The following is a 21,580-nucleotide window of genomic DNA, read 5'->3' on the forward strand; positions in this document are numbered from 1 at the left end:
AGATCGTGCGGTCGCGTGACGGCAAGAGTCAGGCTTCGGCGTGACCGCATTTCCTCTCTTTCAACAAGACACAGCCATGAACACGAATGAGCGTCAGTTGCGCATCGACCTCGCCGCTGCTTTCCGTTGCTTCGCAAAGCTCGGCATGCATGAAGCGGTCGCCAACCATTTCAGCGCGGCGGTGTCGCCGGACGGACGCAAGTTTCTGATGAACCCGAAGTGGGTTCACTTCTCGCGCATTCGGGCAAGCGATCTGCTGCTCCTCGATGCCGAAGACAGCGAAGATCTCGCCGGTCGAGGCGATGTCGATGCCACCGCGTGGGCGATTCATGGGCAAATCCACCGGCGCGCGCCGCATATTCGTGTGGCGATGCATCTGCATCCCGTTCATGCGACTGCCATCGCGTGCCTCGCGGACCCCGAGATCAAGCCTATCGAGCAGAACACGGCGCGTTACTACGGCCGCGTCGCGCTCGACAGCGAATTCGGCGGCATGGCGGACACCGCCGCCGAGGGCGCGCGCCTTCTCGAAGCGCTCGGTGACAAGTCGCGCCTGATGATGGGCAATCACGGCGTCATGGTGACCGCAGCGAGCATCGGCGAGGCGTTCGACGATATGTACACGCTGGAACGCGCTTGCCAGATTCTATGCATCGCATACGGCACGGGCCGGCCGCTGAGGGTGCTTTCGCCGGAAGTGGCCGAAAGAACCGCGCGCGACTGGGAGGGCATCGTTGACTTTTCCCTCGCGCACTTCGAAGAGATGAAGCGTGTTCTGGACAAGGAGGACCCGTCCTATGCGGACTGACATGAATTCACGAGAAGTCATGCTCGATAGCCTGAGCAAGGCGATCGCGTGAGTCCGATCGCCCAGATCCCGATCCTGGTTCTGTTGGGACGGCATACCGCAAGGGACTCAACACGGCCTTCGAAGGTGCGTGTCCGGCGTTGCAGCGACTCAAAGATGAAAAACCGGTCGGGGCGATATCGGCGGAAATGAATCGCTAAGCATTTGCCCGCACGGTAACACGTTGCCGGAGGCGGTTCAGAAGTTGCCGGAGGATGACCCATGAAACGCATACCGGCGTGGCGCCACCTGCGCGTGCGGCCATCTTCCACGACCTCCAGTCGACTTTCACGACGCTTCGCTCACTACGGAATTGCTGGCGATCTGCTTGATGACGGCCTCCATCAAGCCGGGAAAGCGGGCATCCAATTCCGCGCGCCGCAATGAATTTTGATGCACGGTGCCGGCAACGCGCGTGCGCACCAGGCCCGCTTCGCGGAGGATCCGAAAATGATGCGAGACACTTGACTTCGGTCGACCCCCGTCCAGCTCGCCACAGGTCGCCTCGTCTACCGTCGATAGTCGACGAACGATCTCAAGGCGCACCGGGTCGCTAAGAGCGTGGAAGAGCCGCCCGAGCGTGAAGTCCTCGGCGACAGGATGGGTATAGGTGCGCATTGTGCAGGTGGAAGTAGCTTCTGCCATACTCGCTAGTTCGATATTCATCGAAATAACGTACAAGCCTCATGAACGGGAGTTTAGCCTGATGTCCGCATTATTTCAGCCCTACAAGCTCAAAGATGTTTCGTTACGCAACCGCATTGCCATTCCACCGATGTGTCAGTACACGGCCGAGGACGGTTTGATCAACGACTGGCACCGTGTGCACCTGGCCGGTCTGGCACGCGGCGGTGCAGGGTTGGTGATCGTCGAGGCAACGGCCGTGTCGCCCGAGGGTCGGATTACACCAGGCTGCGCGGGCATCTGGACCGACGAGCAGGCGCAGGCTTTCGCGCCCGTGGTCGCATCGATCAAGGCGGCGGGCGCGGTGCCGGGCATTCAGATCGGTCACGCGGGCCGCAAAGCCAGCGCGAACAGACCGTGGGAAGGCGACGATCATATCGCCGACAGCGATCCGCGAGGCTGGGCAACGCTCGCGCCCTCGGCGATCCCCTTCGGCGGCGGTCTGTCGAAAGTACCCAAAGCGATGACGCTCGACGACATCGCGCGCGTTCGCGAAGATTTCGTCGCCGCCGCGAAGCGAGCGCGCGACGCGGGCTTCGAATGGCTTGAGTTGCACTTCGCGCACGGCTACCTTGGCCAAAGCTTCTTTTCCACGCACTCCAATCAACGCGACGACGCGTACGGCGGCAGCCTCGAGAACCGCAGCCGCTTTCTGCTTGAAACGCTGGCCGCCGTACGCAAGGTGTGGCCGGAGCACCTGCCATTGACGGCGCGCTTCGGCGTGATCGAGTACGACGGCCGCGACGAAGAAACGCTCGTCGAGTCGATCGAACTGGCGAAGAATTTCAAGCGCGAGGGACTGGACATGCTAAGCGTCAGCGTGGGCTTTTCCACGCCGACCGCAGCCATTCCATGGGCTCCGGCGTTTCTCGCGCCGATCGCGGAGCGCGTGCGCCGTGAGGCCGGCATTCCGGTTTCGTCGGCATGGGGCATCGATACGCCCGAACTGGCGGACCGTTCGGTGAAGAACGGGCAGCTGGATCTGGTGATGGTTGGTCGCGCGCACTTGGCCGATCCGCACTGGCCGTACTATGCGGCGAAGAAGCTGGGTATCGAGCGTCCGTCGTGGACGCTGCCGGCACCGTACGCGCATTGGCTCGAACGCTATGCGGTTGCGTGAGCTTGCGCGTCGGTTCTCGTTTGTCGTGATGTGCTGACGTACTGGTGTGTCGTTTGCCTAGAGCTTGATGCGTCGGGGCAGACGGCACGTTGGCTGTGCTTCCTCGTGCGCCAGACACCGCGTGTGGCGACACGCTGGAAGTGACTCGGAGGATGATCCGCAGGCGCCAATCTGGAGCGCGGCATTCTCAGAGCGCGTTAAGATGCCGCCATCCGATACCCCCAAGGTAACGGGTGCATCCAGTCATATAAGCCGGCAGCGCAAGAGACCCCTCGGCGCCTCCCATAATTGGACCGCCGACGCTCAATTCGAACCTACTATTGGATACGTGCGCTCAGCCAGAAACATAGGCTATGCAGCGCCTGAGTCAGTCCGCTACGCAGTTGCAGATCGGGGAGGAAGCCGGTGCATTTGCCGGGCTCGCTGATGCGGTTAGCGATGCCTCTCGGAAGCGAAGGCATCGACAATAAACAGTTGTCGTTCCCAGCCGGCAGCTAGCTTCCCTCTCTCCACCGGTGCTGCCGCCTGATTTCTTTGATATAGCCCTGCCTTATGCGCAGGCGGGCGCCACTACCGGCCGAGCAGCATGGCCTCCCGTTTCCAGATCGTCGGAAGCGGGCTTGCGCAGGCAGTCTACGCGCCAAAACGCCATCGGAACGCCGAAGTCTGTCGCGCCGCGATCGTGAAGATAGATCTATCGCGTCACGCAGCCGCGTCCAAGACTGTCGCGCGAACGGCTCACTCGAAAGTACGTTCCCCAAACTCCTCGGAATCGTGAACGCGTCGATTCGACTTGTGAGAATTTCGGCGCCCGCCGAGTTGTAGCCGAAAGAGGCCGTACGCATTCTATGTAGTACTACATACGATCTTCTGTTTCGCCTTAGCAGATGCTGTCAAAGCCCTTGTCGTTACGGGCGGCAGTTCGCCGATCATTATCGCCCCCACCACCCGCTTCCCGCGGTAGCGACCAATGTACCCCGCAACTTTCGCTGCCCCGCGTGGCGTGACTGCACGGAGTGGCTGCAGCCGCGTCGCGCGCATCTGCCATGGCGGCGGGTTCATCGCCGTCGGTGTCTATTGCCGCTGCCCTGGAGGTCCGGGATCGGAGCCCAATTCATGCATCGCCGAACTAGCCGCTGCTTGTGAGCGCCATGTCGCAACTCGGTGCGCTCATGCACGATGGAGAGGCTGTTTCTGCATCCGTGGTGCACCACATATTTATTTGCTTCGGCGCTTTATGGATGGAACGTCCACTCCATGCGTATTGCGCCGCCTTAGATCGTTGGCATACCACTTGCATATTCCGAGACGGCTTTCTCAGTTCACGAACGAATCGTCTCTTTGACGGTCGCCAGCCAGCAACCGCGCATGCGTTGAACCTGCGCGTCAATCAATCACCAAAGGGGCAATTATGTTAGTTCGTCTTACCCGTCGCGATGCTGGTCAATCCAAACACCGCTTTGCCGTCACGCTCCTTCGCTCGTGCGCGCTCATGGTCGTCGCTACCGTCGGCCTGAGTCAGGCGGCTCATGCAGCGGGCGCTGAAGACATAAAGGCGCGCGGGTATCTGAGCGTTGCGACCGAAGACGACTACAACCCATTCGAGTTCGTCGAGAACGGCAAGAACACGGGGTACGACAACGACCTGCTCGCGCTGATGCGCAAGAAGCTCGGCGTCGATGTAAAGCAACAGGTGATGCCGTGGTCCGGCATTCTGCCCGGCGTCACGACGGGCAAGTACGACATGGCATTGAGCGCGGTGCTCGTCACCGAAGAGCGCAAGAAGAACTTCGACTTCGCGTCGCCGACCTGTGAGGCCGTCACCATGTACGCGACGAAGAAGGGATCGTCCATCAAGACCACGGACGATCTCGTCGGCAAGGTGGTGGGTGCGGAAACGGGTAGCGCGATGCTCGCAGACCTCAAGCAGTTCAACGAGGAGCTGAAGAAGAAGCACGGCGGCAACGGCCTCAAGCAGATCGTCGAATATCAGTCGTATCCGGAGGCTTATCAGGATCTCGGGCTCGGCCGCGTCGATGCCGTCGCCAATACGCAGATCAGCCTCAATTCGCTCGTGAAGACGCGCCCGGACGTCTTCGTCGTCGGCCAGGCAATCGGCAAGCCTACGTACATCGCGTGGGCCGTGAAGAAGGGCAACACTGACGTCGTGAAGATGGTCGATGCCGCGCTGCTCGAACTGCGCAAAAGCGGCGAGATGTACCAGCTCCAGCAAAAGTGGCTCGGTGCGAGCTACAAGGACATGCCGCAGTCGGTCAACTGACCTTTACGCCTCTACCAACTCCCATCGATGAACGCCTTCGATTACTGGAGCATCGCGCAGGGCGCGCTGGCGACCGTGCTTCTTTCGGTCGCCAGCATCGTGCTCGGCGTGCCGCTGGGGCTCGGACTTGCGTTGATTCGCTGGGCGCGCGTGCCGTATCTCAACCGCATCGCGCTCGCGTACGTGAGCCTCATCCGCTCGTGTCCTGCCGTCACGCTGACGTTGCTGATTTTCTTCGCGCTGCCGCAGTTCGGCATCTCCCTGGACCCGACGCCCGCCGCGATCCTCGCACTCACCATCAGCACGGCAGCGTTCAATTGCGAAATCTGGCGCGCTGCGCTGATGAACTTCCCGCGCGATCAGTACGACGCCGCCCTCGCCTTCGCCATGCCGCGCAGCCTGCGGTTCCGGCGCATCGTGATGCCGCAGATCTGGCGCGCAAGCCTTCCGGGTCTCGTCAACGAAATGACCTTGCAGATCAAGTCGACGCCCGCGGTCGCGGTCATCGGCATCGTCGAGATCACGCGCGCCGCCCTGCGTGTGGGCGCGCGCACCTATGATCCGCTGCCGCCGTTCGTGTTCGCACTGGTGCTGTACGGGCTGATCGTGTTCGTGCTGATCCGGGCGCAGCGTCTGATCGAGAGACGTCAGCCCGTGGAGGCGCGCGCATGACCGAACATTTTCTGATCGTCTGGCAGCAGCGCGCGGACGTGCTTGCGGGCCTGCTCGACACGCTCGGACTGCTGGCCGTCGCCGCAATCGCTTCGCTCCTGCTGGGCGCACTGCTCGCGCCCGCGCTCATGTCGAAGCGCCCGGCCATCGCGCGGCTCGCCATGCTCTATGTCGATGCCATGCGTTGCGCGCCTTTTCTGCTCTTCGTTTATCTGATCTATTTCGGTCTGCCGACCGCTGGCATTCGTCTGTCGAACTGGTGGGCGGGCGCCATCGCGCTGATTCTCTATAACACCGCCTACATGGCCGAACTGTTGCGCGGCGCGTGGGCCGGGCTGCCCGTGCCGATGATCGAAGCCGCGCGCGCCTACGGCTTTCACGGCTTCGGTCTCGTTCGCCGCATCATTCTCCCGCAGGTCTTCACCGTCGCTTTGCCGATGATCGGAAATCAGCTCGTGCAGATTGTGAAAGACAGCGCGTTCCTCACGGTGATCGCGGTCGGCGAACTGACGCATCAGATGAACGGCATTCAGGCTACCTATTTCATCCCGTTTGCCGCGTTCATCACGGCCGTGCTGCTGTACTGGGCCATTTGCCTCGTGATCGAAGGCGGCAGCGGATTATTGTCGAGATTCGCCGAGGAACGCAGAGCATGAACATTTCCAACGACGTCCCGCTCACGGCCATGCGCGCACCCGACGCGGCAAAAAGCTCGAGCGGCCTCGCATACGGCGCGGCGAGCGAGACGGCGCAGACGGTCCTGCAACTTAACGGCATTTCGAAGTCATTCGGCGACAACCACGTGCTGCGCGATGTCTCGCTCACCGTGCACAAGGGCGAGACCGTATGCCTGCTGGGACCATCGGGTTGCGGGAAGTCCACTCTCCTACGCTGCGTGAACTGGCTGGAGATTCCGGATGCCGGCACCATCCACGTATCGGGTCGGCGCATGGGCGTGCGCGAGGGCTCGTCGATCAAGATGAACGATGCTGAACTCGCGCGTTCGCGGGCACGCATCGGCATGGTGTTTCAGCACTTCGCACTATGGCCGCATTTGACGGTGCTGCAGAACGTCATGGAGGCGCCGCTGCACGTGCTCGGACGTCCGCGCGACGAAGTGCGGGCGGACGCCGAGCGCCTACTGGAACGTGTCGGCCTCGCTGCGAAGCTGGACGCCTTCCCCTCGCGGCTGTCGGGCGGTCAGAAGCAGCGTGTGGGCATCGCGCGGGCACTGGCAATGAAACCGGACATCCTGCTTTTCGACGAACCCACCAGCGCGCTCGACCCGATGCTCGTCGGCGAAGTGCTGAACGTGATGCGCTCGCTCGCGCAGGAAGGCGCGACCATGGTGATCGTCACGCACGAGATGGAATTCGCGCGGCAAGTGGCAAGCCGCGTCGTTTTCATGGACGCCGGACAGGTGATCGAGAGCGCACCGCCCGCGCAATTCTTCGGCACACCGCAGACCTCGCGCGCGCGGCAGTTTCTGGCGCGCTTTCGCTCGCCGCATCAGGCGGCCGACGACTGAAGCGCATCGCCCGAACGCGCCTGAGCTTTACGCTCGCGGCGGCGTGCACACGCCGCCGCGAGCGTGAACCGACTCACTGCGGCGCGACCATGTCCGCGGCCTGCTTCACTTCGCCGTCCTTGTACTTGCCCCACGTTTGCGCCAGTTCGCTCATCGAGCGCGGATCGCAATCGTATTCGGGCAAGGTGTCGGCATCCCAGTGACCGAAGCGATCGACACCGCGTACGAGCGTCGCGCGGCGGCGGCCAGTCGCGGATCGCACGTGCGCCGGCACGTAGAAAAACGCGAAGCCGATGCGCCGGTCATCCGAGCGATTCGGCAGCGAACTATGCGCGGTGCGTTCGTGATGCATCGAGAATTCGCCCGGCTGGAGCGGCATCTCGACGGCCAGCTCTTCGTCGATACCGACGAGCGTCTGGCCTTTTGCGAGCATGTTGTCTTTCGCGTAGGTCTCGACGTGCTTCAGGTCGGGTCCGCTGTGCGAGCCGGGCAGCACACGCAGCACGCCGTTGACCGAATTGGCCGGTGTGAGCGCGACCCACACCGTGACTTCTTCGTGCGGCGTCAGCCCGAAGTACGTTGAATCCTGATGCCACGACACATAGCGCGGATCGCCACCGTTCTTTGCGAAGATGGACGCGCCGAACAGCATGATGTCCGGTCCGATGAGGTCCTCGACCGCATCGAGAATGGCCGGATGACGCCCCAGCTCGACGATCGCCGGCAAGGCCAGATGGCCTTTGATCTTCAGCGTCTTGTTGACGTCCTCCCCGGTGGACGCCTCATACCGTTCGATGATGCGGCGATACTCCGCCGCCTCTTGCGCGTCGATCGCGCGCATCGGATAGACATAGCCGTGCTGCTTGAAGTGGGCGACCTGCGCTTCGGTCAGATGCTTCGTCATGGACGTTCCTTTGAGTGGGCTTTGTTCGGAAAGACGCCTGCTCGTCCGGCAGCGGGCCGCGCCCGCGCCGACGCTTACTGCATGACTTCGTGCAGCGCGCGCGCGACGCGCAGCACGCCTTCGTCCGCGCCGCGCGCGCCGATCACGGAAAGGCCGACCGGCGCGCCGTCGATACGCGTCCACGGCATGCTCACTTGCGGCAAGCCCGCGAGACCCGCGACGCACAGCATCCGCTGCGCACGCGCGCGCGCGTGATCGACCGCTTGCGCAGATGCATCGGCGCGCGGCGCGCCGCCCGGCACGGTCGGAATGAGCCAGTAGATGCCTTGCGGCAGGGCTTCGGCCATTGCGCGGATAGCTTCGGCGCGAACGCGCTGCGCCTGCGCGGTCTGCTCGCGCGTGATGGTCAGGCTCATCGCGAAGCGCGCGCCGACGTCCGCGCCGAAGCTCGCAGCATGATCGCGCGCCCACGCGCCGTATCGCTGGGCGATTTCCGCCGCCTGCAACACGCGGAACGCCTGCGCCCAGTCCGCGAGCGACGCCTCCGGCGCGACGAAACTCACGCGCTCGCCGAGCGACTTCATCGTTGCCTCGATAGCCGCCTCGAAGCGGGCCGCGACGGGTACATCGGCGCAGGCGAGCAGATTGCGCGGAACGTGCACGGAGAAGGCATCGTCATCCGCCGCGACGACGCTTTGCGCCAGCACCTCGAACACGAGCGCGAGCGTGCTGTGGTCTCGCGCGAACCAGCCGACCGTGTCGAAACTGTGGGCGAGCGTCAGACATCCGTCCGTGGCGATACGGCCATGCGTGGGCCGCATGCCCCATACGCCGCAATAACTCGCCGGCAGCCGCACGGAGCCGCCGCAATCGGTGCCGAGCGCGATGTCGGCATGACCCGCCGCCACCGCCACGACAGAACCCGATGACGATCCGCCCGGAATCCGCGCCGGATCGGCGGGATTGACTGGCGTGCCATAGTGCGCGTTGACGCCGGCGAGGCTGTAGGTCAGTTCATCCGTGACGGTCTTGCCGACCCATTGCGCGCCTTCTTCGAGCAGCACGCGAACGGCAAGCGCGGTGCGTGCGGCGACCGGCTGCTGTTCGCGCCACACGGGATTGCCGCTGCCCGTTCGCAAGCCGGCAATATCGAACACGTCCTTCACCGCGAGGCGCAGTGTCGCCAGTTTGTCGCCGGTGCGCGAGGGCTGCGCGGCCGACGGCAGCGAATCGAAGCCATCGGCGACGAACGCTCCGTGCAGGCCCGCTTGCAGCAGATCGTTTTTCGTCATGACGGGTCCATCCAGCTGACATGAGCGGCGACGACGCGCCACCGGCCGTCGATGCGCACCCACGTCTGCGACTGACGCCCGATGCGCGGTTCGCCCGCGCGCGAGAACGTGATGTTCGCCACGGCAAAGTCCGCACCGAAGGTCGTCACCGACCGGTCGACGATCTTGCGCATCAGCCCCTTGGCCGGGCGCTGCGCCCGAAATTCGCGGATGGCGTCGTAGCCTTGCAGGTTTTCGGTCGCGCCGTAGCGCAGCGTGTGCGGACTCATCCAGAAAAGCGCGTCGAGAACGGCGACGTCGTTGGTCGTGAGCGCGCGCTCGTATTCGTCGAAGGCGGCTTCGACCGCCGCGAGGGTGGCCGGATGATTGATCGGTTGCGCGCTCATGGGGTCTCGGCGGAAAGGGTCTGCAAAGCACGCGCGAAGAGCTCGGGCGGCGCTGCATAGAGGCCGCGTCCGAGCAGTCCCGCTCGCCCGTCGCCGCCGATCATCGCGATGGCGGCGAGCGGCGCGATCCCTTCGCGCTCGACGCGCGCCGCGTCGAGCACGCCGGGCAGCCGCCCGAACGCGGGGTGCGATTCCGTATGAACGCGCGCCTGCCGATCGCGCCAGCCGGCGGGCAGAAATGGCTCGAAGGCCTGCGCCGGCTCCGGGGCGAACGCGAGCGCCTGAGCACCGAAACCTGCCGCGTCGATGACGCCGCTGTCGCCGGTCAGCGGCGCGGCGTGCGCGGCCTGTCGCGGATCGATGCGCGGTCCTTTCGGCGCGTGTGCAGCCGCGGTGATCCAGCGTGAGGGCGCGCCCGCAAGCCGGATGCCGACGCGCTCGCCGTTGCCCGCGAGCGCAACGACGAGCGTCGACGAAGCGTCGCCCGGACTCGCCGCCGAAAGCATGAGCGCGCACGCGGCCATCCATAGCGTCAGGAAGAAGAGCGGCGTCTGCGCCAGCATGGCGTCGATTTCAGCGGATGCATCGGTAAGGCGGCTAGCAAGCGCAGCACGCAGCGCGGCGGTTGCGGCCGTGGTGCGCGCATGCAGGTCGTCGCCGTCATGCAGACCGGTCTGCGCCAGGGCGAGCAAATCGAGCGGTCCGCGAGCGAGGGCGTCATCGAGCGCGGGCGCGAGCACCTCGTCCCGCCACTTCATGCGATCGAGAATGCGCAAGTCGCGGGTTCCGAAGCGGATCTGCGGACCGGCGCCGCTGCCCAGCAGGGACCACGCGCGTGCGGCGGGATCGATCTCATCGCTCACTTCCACGAGCGTCGTATGCGGCGAGATCACCGCCGCGAGCGGCGTCACCACGCCGTACGACTGCGCGCTTTCGAGCCGCACTTCGCCCTGCGCGATCAGCCGTTCGGCGTGCGCTTCGTCCATCGCCCAGCCTTCATAGAGACAGCAAAGGATGGCCGACGAGCGCACGGGCGGCGACGGCTCGCGCGGATTCCCGAACGGCGGCCCCGCGTGAAGCAGGGTGAAGTCCGGCAGACACACGGCGTCGCGCGCCGCCACGACCGCACGCCATTGCGGACGCACGGCGTGAATGCGGCTCAACGCGCGTGCGTTCGCATCGTCGGCGCGCATGATCAGCGGGCCGCGAAGCTGAACAGTCCGCGCAGGCGCGACCACAGCATCTTCCAGAACAGATTGCCGACGTCGAGCGGCGCGTTCGCCGGTTTCACCGCGTTGGCCGATGCCGGACGCTCAGCCGGACGCGCTTCCACGGGCGCTTGTGCGGCGGATGCAGCGGATGCAACGTGCTCCACCGGCGCGACGCTCGCCTCGGCTTCCTGCACCACGGCCTGCACCGGCGCGCTGTCGGATGCCGCGCCCGCCTCGTCGAGCTTCGCCTTGAGATTATCCGCGAACGCTTCGGTCATGCGCGTCGCCAATTCCTTCACGATGCCGCCACGCGAAAACTGCGCGAGGCTCCCGCCGATCGTGTAGTCCACTTTCACGTCGACACGCGTCTCGTTTGCCGCCGTGGCCTCGAGTGCGAACGACGCTACGCCCTTCACGCGCGACGAACTCTTGCGGTCCACGCCCGTTCCGGTAATGCTGCCGCGATACTGCGCATCGTCGAGCTTCATCTCGCCGTCGCCCGCGAAAGACGCGACGATCGGGCCGAGCTTGACGGTCATCGCGAGCTTGAGCATGCCGTTGTCGACCGGCGCCGTGAGCGACGCGCCCGGCAGGCACGCGACAATCTCCGGCGTGTCGTGAAAGCGCGCCCAGACGGCATCCCGCGGATACGGGACGGTGAAGCTTTGTTCGATTTCCATTGCGTACGGGTTCCGTATCGGTTTTCAGGCGGTCACGGCCGCGACCGCAAGCGGCACCGCTGCGTGGGCGCGACGCGCATCGAGCACGCGGCGGATCGCGCGGACGATGCCCACGTAACCAGTGCACCGGCAGAGGTTGCCGGAGAGCTCGAGGCGCACGCGGGCGTCGTCGGCGTCGGGCAGGCGGGTCACGATGTCGCGCGCCGTCATCAGCATGCCGGGCGTGCAGTAGCCGCATTGCAGCGCGTGCTCGGCGCTGAACGCAGCGCGCAACTCGTTCATGGTGGCGTCGTCGTCGAAGCCTTCGATGGTGCGTACCGTGCTTCCCGCGCACGTGACCGCTGGCGTGATGCACGAACGGGTCGGCATGCCGTCCACCTCGAGCGTGCAGGCGCCGCATACGCCCTGCTCGCAGCCGATGTTGGTGCCGCACAGCATGCGTTGCTCGCGCAGGAAATCGGCGAGGCTCGTGCGCGGCTCGACGCGGTCCGCGACTGGCGCACGGTTGACGATGAGTTCGATCGTCTTGATCATGGGCTCGCTCATGCTTTTCCATCCTGATTGCGAATGCCCGCAGAAGCGCGTACCAGCGCCACGCGATGCACTTCGTGTTCGTAGCTTCCGGCTTCGATGCCCGCTGCTTCGAGATGCGCATCGAAGCACGAGGTCCGTGGATCGGCGTCGCGAAGCAGATCGCGCGCATCGTCGATCCGATAAGGCGGTGCGTCGATCGCGCCGATCACGGCACGGCACACGCCGCGCGCCGCATCGTCGATGAACACCGCAATGGCTTCGGCGAACTCTCCCGGCTTGCGGTTGAACTTGTAGTAGCTCCAGCGCGCCGTCGGCGAAAGACGCGCGAAGCGCACGCCGGTGAGGATTTCATCGGCTTCCAGCGCGGTCGTGAATGCGCCGGCCATCCAGTCCGCGCAGTCGATCACCCGCGCGCCGCCTCGTCCCGCGACGAGATACTCCGCGTCGAGCGCGCACATCGTATTGATCCAGTCGGCGGCGGGATCGGCGTGGGCGACACTGCCGCCCAGCGTGCCACGGTTGCGCACGGCGCGATACGCGATGCCGCCGGCCACGTACTCCATGAGGCCGCGCGTGCCGGTCTCGACCCTGCCGTCCTCGATCTCCGCGTGCGTGATGCACGCGCCGAGCGTGACCGTCTCGCCATCGGTGCGGCATGCGCGCAGCGCCTCGATTCCGCGAAGATCGACGAGCATTTCGGGCTGCGCGAGCCGCAGGTTCATCATCGGTCCGAGCGACTGGCTGCCGGACACGAACTTGCCCATGCCGTCGGTCGGTCCGATGAGTGCAATCGCCTCGTCGCAGGCGAGCGGCTTTGCGTAATCGTAGGTCGCGGCTTTCATGCGGGCATTCCTTTCATCGCGTGGGCCTGGCGCTGGCGCTCTCGGGCGATCGCTTCGACGATGAGGCGCGGCGTGATCGGCAACTGGTCGATGCGCACGCCGAGTCCGCGCAGCGCATCATTGACGGCGTTGGCGATCGCGGCGGGCGGACCGATCGCCCCGCTCTCGCCGATGCCCTTCTGCCCGAACTCCGTGTACGGGGCGGGCGTTTCCATGTGTTCGATGCGAATGGCGGGCACCTCGGTCGCGCCGGGCAGGAGGTAGTCGGCGAGCGTCGAGGCAAGCGGCTGGCCGTCTTCGCTGTACGGCATCGCCTCGTAGAGCGCCGTGCCGATGCCCTGCGCCGCGCCGCCGAAGACCTGTCCGTCGACGACCATCGGATTGATGAGCACGCCGCCGTCTTCCACGATCACGTAGTCGAGAATCTCCGTCTGGCCGAGCGCCGGATCGACCGCGACCACCACCGCGTGACACGCGTAGCTGAACGTGCCCGAGTCGCGCTTCGCCTGATAGGACGTCGAGACTTCGAGTCCGCGCGGGTCGACATCGGACGGCAAAAGTTGCGGCGCGAGATACCAGGTCCGCGCGATGTCCCGCAGGCTGCGCGAGCCTTGCGTGCCGACCACCGCGCCGTTCTCCCAGCGCACCTCGCTCAACGGTTCGCCGAGCAGATGCGCGCCGATCTTCAGGAGCCGCTCCTTCAACTCCTTCGATGCGCGGCCCACCGCGCCGCCCGCCATCACGATCGAGCGCGAGCCCCACGTGCCGGTGGAATACGGCGTGACGCCGGTGTCGCCCAGCACGATGCGCACGCGGTCGGTGTCGATGCCGAGCACTTCGTGCGCGATCTGCGCGAGCGTCGTCTCCATGCTCTGGCCGTGCGAGTGCACGCCGGCGCGCACTTCGAGCACGCCATCGGGCGTGAGGCGGATCACGGCCGGCTCGTAACCCGGCACCATCGGAATGCCCCAGCCGTGATACACCGACGTGCCGTGCGCGCCCTGCTCGCAGAACACCGACATGCCGAAACCGATGCGCCTGCCGTCAGGTTCGCCCCGGCGCTGTCTTGCGCGCACGGCCGGCAGGTCGATGGCGGCCATCGCACGGCGCACCGCCTCGGGATAGTCGCCGCTGTCGAAGTGCTTTTTCGTGATGTTGTCGTAGGGCATTTCGTGCGGCTCCACGAGATTGCGCAGCCGCACCTCGAAAGGTTCGATGCCCGCTTCGAGCGCGATGCCATCCATGATGGATTCGATTGCATAGCAGACACCCGTGCGCGCCACGCCACGATACGGCAGGATCGGCGGCTTGTTGGTCGCCACCGACCACGTGCGGCACCGGAAGCGCTCCATCTTGTACGGCCCGGGCAGAATGCTGCCTATCTGCGCCGCTTCGAGGCACGCCGAGAACGGATAGGACGAGTACGCGCCCGAATCGACATGTGCCTCGCACTCGACCGCGAGCAGGCGCCCGTCGCGATCCGCGTAGCCGGTGATGTCGTAGTCGTGCTCGCGGCAGTTCGCATTTGCCGTGAGCTGCTCGCGGCGATCCTCGATCCAGCGCACCGGCTTTTCGAGTTGCATCGCGAGCCATCCGCAGCACACTTCCTCAGGAAGCAGAATGCCCTTGTATCCGAAGCCCCCGCCCACGTCCGGCGCGATCACGCGCACTTGTCCTTCGTCGAGGCCGAGACATTCCGCGAGCCCGGTACGCGTGATATGCGGCATCTGCGCGGACGTGTGCACGATCAATTGCGACAGCCGCCGGTCCCAGTGCGCCACGCAACCGCGGCCTTCCATCGGCGCCATGCTCTGGCGCGCCGTGCGCAGCTTGCGATGCACGCGGATGGGCGCGTCGCGGCGAATGGCATCGAGATCGACGTCGGGGTTCGCATCGACGAACGTTTCGAGGAAGACGTTGTCGCCCCAGTGTTCGTGCACGAGCGCGGAATCGTCGCGGCGCGCGTCCAGCATGTCGACGACGGCGGGCAGTTCCTCGAAATCGACGAACACCTGCGCGGCGATGTCCTCGGCCTGCGCGCGCGTCGCGGCCACGCACATCGCGATCGTCTCGCCGACCTGCCGCACTTTGGCGCTCGCGAGAACAGGCTGTTCAGAGCATTTGAAGCCCGGAAGGCCCGAATTCGCGACGATAGGCTTCACGCCTTCCATGTCGGCGAGCGTGTAGATCGCGTGTTCGAATTCCTTCGGCTTCTCGATGCCGACGATATGACCGTGCGCAATCGGGCTGCGCACGAAGGCCACATCCACCATGCCGACCATGCGTATATTCGGCACGTATTCGCCGCGCCCGTGCATGAAACGCTCGTCTTCCTTGCGCCTGAGCGATGCACCGATGCCTTGGGGGCGGTCACTGCCTTGTTTCTGCGGACGTCTGATCATGTGCTTGAACCTCACGCGGCGCGCGCGAGCGGCAGCGTCGGCGAGACCGCGTTGTGGCGCACGCCGTCCCGCAGGCAAAAGAGCGGCGACAACATGCGGTCGGTGATGACCTGTGTGCCTTCGTTGTCCTCCAGCACCCAGCGCCCGCGACGGTCATCCAGCACGCTGATGTCCGCGCCCCGCCCCACTTCGAGCGTGCCGATCTCGTGCTCCATGCCGACCATCTTCGCGGCGTTGCAGGTCGCCATCGCAACAACGTGACCGAGCGGCAAGCCGAGCGCCAGCATGCTTGTCATCGCGCTGACGAGGCTGAACTGTGTGCGGCCGAGAAACGAATGCTCTTCGTCCGGGTGACTGTCGGGCGTGCCGGCGGGGGCGGGCACGTGCGTGTTGTAGCCGTGCATGTCTGCGCCGAGCGTGTCGGGGACGACACCCGCGTCGAGCACGATACGCGCCGTCTTGAAGCTGAAGTGCGAGCCGTGGCCCACGTCGATCTTCAGGCCGCGCGACACCGCTTCGTGCACGAGCGGATGCAGTTGCCCGTTCTCTTCGACGAAGCCGCCGGGATGACGGCTGAACGGATGCGCGAGGATGTCGCCGGGCTTGAGCGTCTCGACCACCTGATTGAAGATACAGTCGGGCTGCACCGGCAGTCCGCCACTCTGCGGCTTCGGCCACAACTGACCGAAATGGATGTACAGGGGCAGATTTGCGCCGCGCCCGATCTGCGCGGCGATTTTCATGACGTCGAGACCCCAGCGCGCAAACCCGCCGATTTCTGCATGCGCCTTGATGCCCTTCACGAGATCCGGATTGGCCTTGATCGACTTGATGGTCGCATCGGCATCGAGACAGTCGGGACGATACAGGTCCGGATAATAGTGACCTTCGAGGCCCCCGACGAGATAGGCCGAAATGAACGCCAGGACGCGCGTGGCCGAACGCTCCGCCACGTAGTGCCGAAAGCCCGGAATGGTGATGCAACTCGGTCCGCCCTGATCGACGAGCGTCGTGACGCCCGACTGCACGCCGCACTGATCCGCGTTCAGGCCGAAGCGTCCCGTGACGTATTGGTAGACGTGACCGTGGGTATCGATAAGACCGGGCAGCACCAGCTTGCCACTGCAATCGACGACTTCTGCATGCCGCGCCTGTGTCGCGGCGTCGACGCCGATTGCGGCGATGACGCCGTTGTCCACCAGAATGTCGAGTGTGGCGTCGATCTTCTGGGCCGGGTCAATGACGCGCCCCCCTTTGAGCAGTACTTGTGACATGTGCTGTGCGCATCGCGAGTGGAAAGATGCGTGGTGTACCGCAAGTAGTATGCCGATTTCGCTTCGCCATGCCTCGCAGGCCTCTTTCCTCGTCGTTTCAATGGCTTACGACATTCGATTACGGGCGATGCGTGCCGTACCACGGATTTTGTCGAAAGCCATCGCACCAAGTCGGACAGTCACGGACGCGCGCCCGCACCACGCCCATGCGCGATGCCTTCTTATGGTGATTCGTAGGTGTACCACGGATTTGCGGCGCGATGCGGTTTGGGCCTAAAATGCGGCATCGGGCGCCCGACGCTCAATCCTTTTTCTGAAAAAGTCGCTGACATGCGAAACATGGCCACCGATCGAATCGACATTAAGAGCGTCCGAGCCGAGCTTGCCGAACGACAGACTCGCTCGCCGCTCTTTGCACGGCCGGGCTTTCTCATTCGTCGCCTGCATCAGATCCATACCTTCCTGTTCGTGCAGGAAACGAGCGAATTCAATATCACGCCAGTGCAGTACAGCTTGCTCACGGCGCTCGAGTCACTCGGCGAGATGGATCAGAACTCGCTCGCTATCGAAGTCGGACTGGAGCGATCCAGCGTCGCGGAAGTGATTCCTCGCCTCAACGCGCGCGGGCTCGTCAGCCGCACGCAGGCGGAGCATGACAAGCGGCTGCGGCTTGTCAGGCTCACGCCCGCTGGCAAACGCCTGGTCAGGAAGATGGCCGCCGCGGTGCAGCGCGCGCACGAGCGCACCATCGAGCATCTGTCGCCCGTCGAGCGTGATTTCTTCATGCTCCAGATGATCCGGCTGGTGGAAGCCAACAACGCGGATAATCTCGTACCCTTCCGGCTGCCCGACAGCCAGTTGCTCGCGCAGGACGAAAGCGAGGCCGACGCCACGTGAACACGACGCCCAGGGGCGCCCCGCCATCGCCCCGGACGCGTCTAATATCTGCTGAGCGACGAAACCTTCGACCTGCATCTCTTGCCCGGGAACCCGTTCGCTGACCGCACAGACATCCTTGTATAGGTTCGCATCGTTTCATTCGGACTCACTACGATCTCGAAGAAGCGAATCGATCTGCGGTACGGGCTTCGTTGTTCCTTTCTGTCTGCACACGCCCTCCGATAACGCGTGCGCACCGTCGACGCGCATCAGCGCACTAATATAGTGAAATTCAATCTAGCGCTAAAGTTCGATAGCGCAGCGCCGTAAATGTCGATATATCCGGCTGGCTTGCATTGAAGCCGGGGCGCCCATCGCACGAACGCACGAGGTCCCGTTGATGCATCGTTCTTTCTCCAGCCGGTACTGCACCGCTCGCAGGCGATGAAGACCAACCACTTCTTCCGGCTGCTGGCCCGCCTCCGCGTGGGCCACAAGTTGCTGCTGATCTATCTGTTGGACTTGAGCGCCGTCATCTATATCAGCGGCATTTTGATCCACGAAAAGTATCTCGCGATTGATTTCTCCAACAGGGAGATCGTCGGCAACGCGTATGTGCGGGTCGTGACGAGCGCGCTGATCGATGTCGCGCTGACGGGCGCAGGTCAGCGCTTGCCCCCCGCCGCATGGCGCGCGACGATAGATCAACTCGCCGCCGCAGATGCGCAATACGGCGAGCCGCTGCAAAGCGCCGCACTCAACCGCACCTTGCGCGATGCGTTGCAAGCGCTGTCGCTCGACACACGACCGGACGCCCCGACGAGCCACGCAGCGCTCGACGCATGCCGCGAACTGATCACGCGTATCGGCAATCAATCGAATCTGATCCTGGATCCCGACCTGGACAGCTACTACACGATGTCACAGTCGATCCTGCGCTATCCCCCGCTGATCGATGCAGTCAACGGCATCGGACGCCACCTGCATGAAGGACGCACCGCGCGCTCGCGTGAAGAGGTTCGCACGCGTTACCTCGTGCTCGAAGGCCAGCTCGACGCCGCAATGCAGGGCCTGCGTTCCGACTTCGCGGAAGCGGCCGCGGCCAATCACGCGCTCGACGCATCGCTCGGGCCGTCGATCTCGCGCATGCGCGCGGCGGTCGATGCCTTTCGTCATGCGGCGCGCGTGGTCGTGGACGGCGACAGTGCCCCAGACGCCGTTACGCTCACTCTTATCGATACCGCGCAGCAGTCGGTCATCGCAAATGCAAGCACGAGCTGGCGCATAACAGGAGCGAACCTCGATCGACTGCTGCGCGCCCGCGTGGAAGGACTGTACTCGAAGATGTGGTTGCATCTGGGCACTGCGCTCTCCCTGCTGTGCGGCATTCTCGCAATGGTGTACTTTGTTGCCCAGCAAATCTCCTCGCCGCTACGCAAGCTGGCGCGTGTGATGGACACTGTGCGGCGCACGGGCGACCACTCGCTGCGCGCTACCTGGCACAGTCAGGACGAGATCGGCCAACTGGTGCGCGGCTTCAATGACATGCTCGCGCAGCTCGACCACGAACGCGATGTTCAGAAGGAACTCGCAGCATCGACACGCGCATCTGCCGCGCAATATGCGCTGGTAGAAGCGACGCCCGTGCCGATGGTCGTCACTGCGATTCCCGGCCATGAAGTGCTGCACGCAAACAAGCCTGGCCTCTTCTGGCTCAACGGCTGCGCCACGGACCCCTGGGCTTTCGGGCTCGATTCATCGACACGCGCGCGATTCTTCCAGCAACTGTCCGACCGTGAGGCCATTAATGAATTCGAGGTTCACTGGAAGGCCACCGCGCAGCCGACGTGGGCGATGCTGTCCGCGCGCCGCCTCGATTTTCAGGGGCGCGATGCCATTTTGACCGCCTTCACGCCGATCAACCAGATCAAGCTCATGGAGCAGCGCCTGGAATTGTGGGGCCGCGTGTTCGAGGCGTCCTCGGAAGCGATCGTCATTCTCGACGCTAACGCGCGTCTCGTCACGGCCAATCCGTCCTTCTATCGCGCGACTGGGTATCGTAACGACGATGTCGTCGGCAAGCCGCCGGCGTTCATCGGCCCACAGGAAGACGGGGACGAACGCGCGATGATCGCGCGGATCGTGGATCGCTGCGAACACAGCGGGACCTGGAACGGTGAAGCGCAAGTGCGGCGCCGTCAGGGCAGCAACTATCCCGCGTGGCTCATGGTGAGCACTGTGCGCGACAAAAAGAGCAGCGTGTCGCATTACATCTGCACGCTCATCGACATCACGGACCGCAAGAAGAGCGAAGCGCGCATCCAGTTTCTCGCGGAACACGACGTGCTCACCGAATTGCCTAACCGGGCACTCTTCGGCGCGCGGCTGAAGGCGGCCATCGCTCAAGCGCAGCGCGCCCAGCAACGCGCCGCGGTGTTGTTCATCGATCTCGACCGCTTCAAGAATATCAACGACTCCTTGGGGCACCATGTCGGCGACGGGCTGCTGCGTTCCGTCTCGCGGCGGCTCCTGCAGGGCGTGGGCGCCAACGACACGGTGAGCCGTCTCGGTGGCGACGAATTCACGGTCATTCTCACAGGCGTGAGCAACGCGAGTGACGTGATGCACATCATCGAGCGAAGGCTTGTCACGCTGCTGCGCGAGCCGCATGAGGTCAGCGGCAAGACGCTGCAGGTATCGTGCAGCGTGGGCGTGGCGCTTTATCCCGACGACGGCGTGGACATCGACACGCTCATGCAAAACGCCGATGCCGCGATGTATCAAGCCAAAGCGGAAGGCCGGAATCTCGTGAAGTTTTTCTCGGCGGATATGGCGGAGAACGCACGCTACCGGCTTTCGCTCGATGCAAGCCTGCGCACCGCGACCGAGCGCGGGGAATTGCGTCTGGTGTGGCAGCCGTGTCTGGACGCGCGGACCGGCGCGCTCGCGAGCGTCGAAGGACTCCTGCGATGGGATAGCCCGCTGCTCGGCAACGTGATGCCGTCGCAGTTCATCTCGGTCGCCGAAGAAACCAAGGTCATCATTCCAATCGGCGCCTGGGTGATCGAGGAAGCGTGCCGGCAGCTCGCTGAGTGGCGCGACAGTGCCGGGCTTGCGATCAGCGCATCGGTGAATGTGTCGGCGATTCAACTGCGGGATCCCGAACTCGTCGGCGTGCTCGAGCGCAGCCTCACGAAGCACGGCGTGCCGCCGCATTGCCTCGAACTCGAAATCACCGAGACCGTGCTAATGGATAGCGCGGAAAGCTACGTGGAGGCGATCGATGCGATTCGCTCGCTCGGCGTGAAACTTTCGCTCGACGACTTCGGCACCGGCTATTCCAGCCTGAGCTATCTGAACCGCTTCGCGCTGGACCGACTGAAGATCGATCGCGCGTTCGTGCACGACATGCTGGATGCGCCCGCCGACCTCGCGATCGTGAAGGCGATCATCGATCTCGGGCACGAACTGAAGCTGCGCGTGGTCGCGGAGGGCGTCGAGAGCGCGCACCAGGCGGATACATTGCGCGGTATCGGATGCGATGAACTGCAGGGCTTTCTGTTATCGAAACCCATGCCGGGCGACGCGTTGCCCGCGTGGTCGGAGGCGCTCACGGCGCGCGAGGAGGCGTGAAGAGACGCGGGTCCCCTCGCGGTGCCGCCGGGACCGGGCGTGGTGCCAGTCTCGGCCGGCTGCGTGCGCTTGCTTACGAGTTGCGCATAGGCCTCCGACGCCGCCGAGTCGTTGCTGGATTCTTCTCAAGTTGATATTTCAGGAGCTTGACCGTGGCCGAGACGGCGGCAATGTTCCAGCTTGATGACGAGTTGGTTGACGATAAGGAATCCAGAATACCGCGCAACGGATGCCGCAGGCGCCCCTTCTATGTCGTCCCCACATCTTCTGGATCGCAAACATCGAGCGTTTACGCCGCGCTTGCCGGCTTGGCGGGCGTAAGCGCGCGGCCGTTGCGGGGTTTTTCGATACAGCTACCAAACTTACTCATGGAGGCTCCAGTTCCGGTGTCAATTGACGATAACACCAATA

The 21,580-nt window shown here is 64.3% G+C and carries 18 protein-coding genes; 8 read left to right on the forward strand and 10 right to left on the reverse strand.

Going from position 1 to position 21,580, the window contains the following annotated elements; all coding sequences use genetic code 11:
- Positions 1–76: 76 nt before the first annotated feature.
- Positions 77–808, forward strand: coding sequence for a class II aldolase and adducin N-terminal domain-containing protein (locus HWX53_RS17320; RefSeq protein ID WP_175943054.1), 732 nt, complete (start codon positions 77–79; stop codon positions 806–808).
- Positions 809–1,135: 327 nt separating this feature from the next.
- Here HWX53_RS17320 and HWX53_RS17325 read toward each other — a convergent pair whose 3' ends face one another.
- Complete coding sequence (locus HWX53_RS17325) at positions 1,136–1,465, reverse strand: helix-turn-helix domain-containing protein (protein WP_175943972.1); 330 nt, start codon at positions 1,463–1,465, stop codon at positions 1,136–1,138.
- Positions 1,466–1,553: 88 nt separating this feature from the next.
- Between HWX53_RS17325 and HWX53_RS17330 the strand changes: the two genes are divergently transcribed.
- The 5 genes from HWX53_RS17330 to HWX53_RS17350 all read left to right on the forward strand — a co-directional run bounded on the left by HWX53_RS17330 (position 1,554) and on the right by HWX53_RS17350 (position 7,132).
- A complete protein-coding gene (locus tag HWX53_RS17330) occupies positions 1,554–2,651 on the forward strand; it encodes an NADH:flavin oxidoreductase/NADH oxidase (RefSeq protein ID WP_175943056.1) in 1,098 nt (365 codons plus the stop codon).
- Between the two features lie 1,492 nt (positions 2,652–4,143).
- The gene (locus HWX53_RS17335) at positions 4,144–4,932 is read left to right on the forward strand and encodes a transporter substrate-binding domain-containing protein (RefSeq protein WP_244140167.1); all 789 of its coding nucleotides are present in this window, start codon (positions 4,144–4,146) and stop codon (positions 4,930–4,932) included.
- A 27-nt stretch (positions 4,933–4,959) separates the two neighbouring features.
- Positions 4,960–5,604 carry an amino acid ABC transporter permease gene (locus HWX53_RS17340; RefSeq protein ID WP_175943060.1) on the forward strand — a complete coding sequence of 215 codons (645 nt, stop codon included), beginning with the start codon at positions 4,960–4,962 and terminating at the stop codon, positions 5,602–5,604.
- On the forward strand, positions 5,601–6,260 hold the full coding sequence (locus tag HWX53_RS17345) for an ABC transporter permease subunit (protein ID WP_175943063.1): 660 nt from the start codon (positions 5,601–5,603) through the stop codon (positions 6,258–6,260). The genes HWX53_RS17340 and HWX53_RS17345 overlap by 4 nt, the downstream gene beginning before the upstream one ends.
- Positions 6,257–7,132: an amino acid ABC transporter ATP-binding protein gene (locus tag HWX53_RS17350; RefSeq protein WP_241270063.1), complete on the forward strand. Its 876-nt coding sequence runs from the start codon at positions 6,257–6,259 to the stop codon at positions 7,130–7,132. Before HWX53_RS17345 ends, HWX53_RS17350 begins: the two co-directional genes overlap by 4 nt.
- A gap of 73 nt (positions 7,133–7,205) precedes the next feature.
- Here the strand turns inward: HWX53_RS17350 and HWX53_RS17355 are convergent, their stop codons facing one another.
- The 9 genes from HWX53_RS17355 to HWX53_RS17395 all read right to left on the reverse strand — a co-directional run bounded on the left by HWX53_RS17355 (position 7,206) and on the right by HWX53_RS17395 (position 16,657).
- On the reverse strand, positions 7,206–8,036 hold the full coding sequence (locus HWX53_RS17355) for a phytanoyl-CoA dioxygenase family protein (protein WP_175943065.1): 831 nt from the start codon (positions 8,034–8,036) through the stop codon (positions 7,206–7,208).
- 74 nt (positions 8,037–8,110) lie between these two features.
- Positions 8,111–9,328, reverse strand: coding sequence for an amidase (locus HWX53_RS17360; RefSeq protein ID WP_175943067.1), 1,218 nt, complete (start codon positions 9,326–9,328; stop codon positions 8,111–8,113).
- On the reverse strand, positions 9,325–9,714 hold the full coding sequence (hpxZ, locus tag HWX53_RS17365) for an oxalurate catabolism protein HpxZ (protein ID WP_175943069.1): 390 nt from the start codon (positions 9,712–9,714) through the stop codon (positions 9,325–9,327). Before hpxZ ends, HWX53_RS17360 begins: the two co-directional genes overlap by 4 nt.
- Entirely contained in the window at positions 9,711–10,907 is a 1,197-nt protein-coding gene (locus tag HWX53_RS17370; protein ID WP_175943071.1) for a DUF1116 domain-containing protein, read from the reverse strand. Before HWX53_RS17370 ends, hpxZ begins: the two co-directional genes overlap by 4 nt.
- 2 nt (positions 10,908–10,909) lie before the next feature.
- On the reverse strand, positions 10,910–11,605 hold the full coding sequence (locus HWX53_RS17375; protein ID WP_175943073.1) for an SRPBCC family protein: 696 nt from the start codon (positions 11,603–11,605) through the stop codon (positions 10,910–10,912).
- Between the two features lie 24 nt (positions 11,606–11,629).
- Entirely contained in the window at positions 11,630–12,151 is a 522-nt protein-coding gene (locus HWX53_RS17380) for a (2Fe-2S)-binding protein (protein ID WP_175943075.1), read from the reverse strand.
- Positions 12,148–12,981, reverse strand: a complete 834-nt coding sequence (locus HWX53_RS17385; RefSeq protein ID WP_175943077.1) for an FAD binding domain-containing protein — start codon at positions 12,979–12,981, stop codon at positions 12,148–12,150. The genes HWX53_RS17380 and HWX53_RS17385 overlap by 4 nt, the downstream gene beginning before the upstream one ends.
- Positions 12,978–15,383 carry a xanthine dehydrogenase family protein molybdopterin-binding subunit gene (locus HWX53_RS17390; protein ID WP_175943079.1) on the reverse strand — a complete coding sequence of 802 codons (2,406 nt, stop codon included), beginning with the start codon at positions 15,381–15,383 and terminating at the stop codon, positions 12,978–12,980. The genes HWX53_RS17385 and HWX53_RS17390 overlap by 4 nt, the downstream gene beginning before the upstream one ends.
- Positions 15,384–15,394: 11 nt before the next feature.
- Positions 15,395–16,657 carry an amidohydrolase/deacetylase family metallohydrolase gene (locus HWX53_RS17395; RefSeq protein WP_175943081.1) on the reverse strand — a complete coding sequence of 421 codons (1,263 nt, stop codon included), beginning with the start codon at positions 16,655–16,657 and terminating at the stop codon, positions 15,395–15,397.
- A gap of 330 nt (positions 16,658–16,987) precedes the next feature.
- Between HWX53_RS17395 and HWX53_RS17400 the strand changes: the two genes are divergently transcribed.
- Together HWX53_RS17400 and HWX53_RS17405 are read left to right on the forward strand one after the other, a co-directional pair.
- Complete coding sequence (locus tag HWX53_RS17400) at positions 16,988–17,554, forward strand: MarR family winged helix-turn-helix transcriptional regulator (RefSeq protein WP_175943083.1); 567 nt, start codon at positions 16,988–16,990, stop codon at positions 17,552–17,554.
- A 426-nt stretch (positions 17,555–17,980) separates the two neighbouring features.
- Positions 17,981–21,169, forward strand: a complete 3,189-nt coding sequence (locus HWX53_RS17405) for an EAL domain-containing protein (protein WP_175943085.1) — start codon at positions 17,981–17,983, stop codon at positions 21,167–21,169.
- Positions 21,170–21,580 lie beyond the last annotated feature (411 nt).

The sequence above is a fragment of the Caballeronia sp. BCC1704 genome (genome assembly GCF_902833455.1).
GTDB lineage: Bacteria > Pseudomonadota > Gammaproteobacteria > Burkholderiales > Burkholderiaceae > Caballeronia.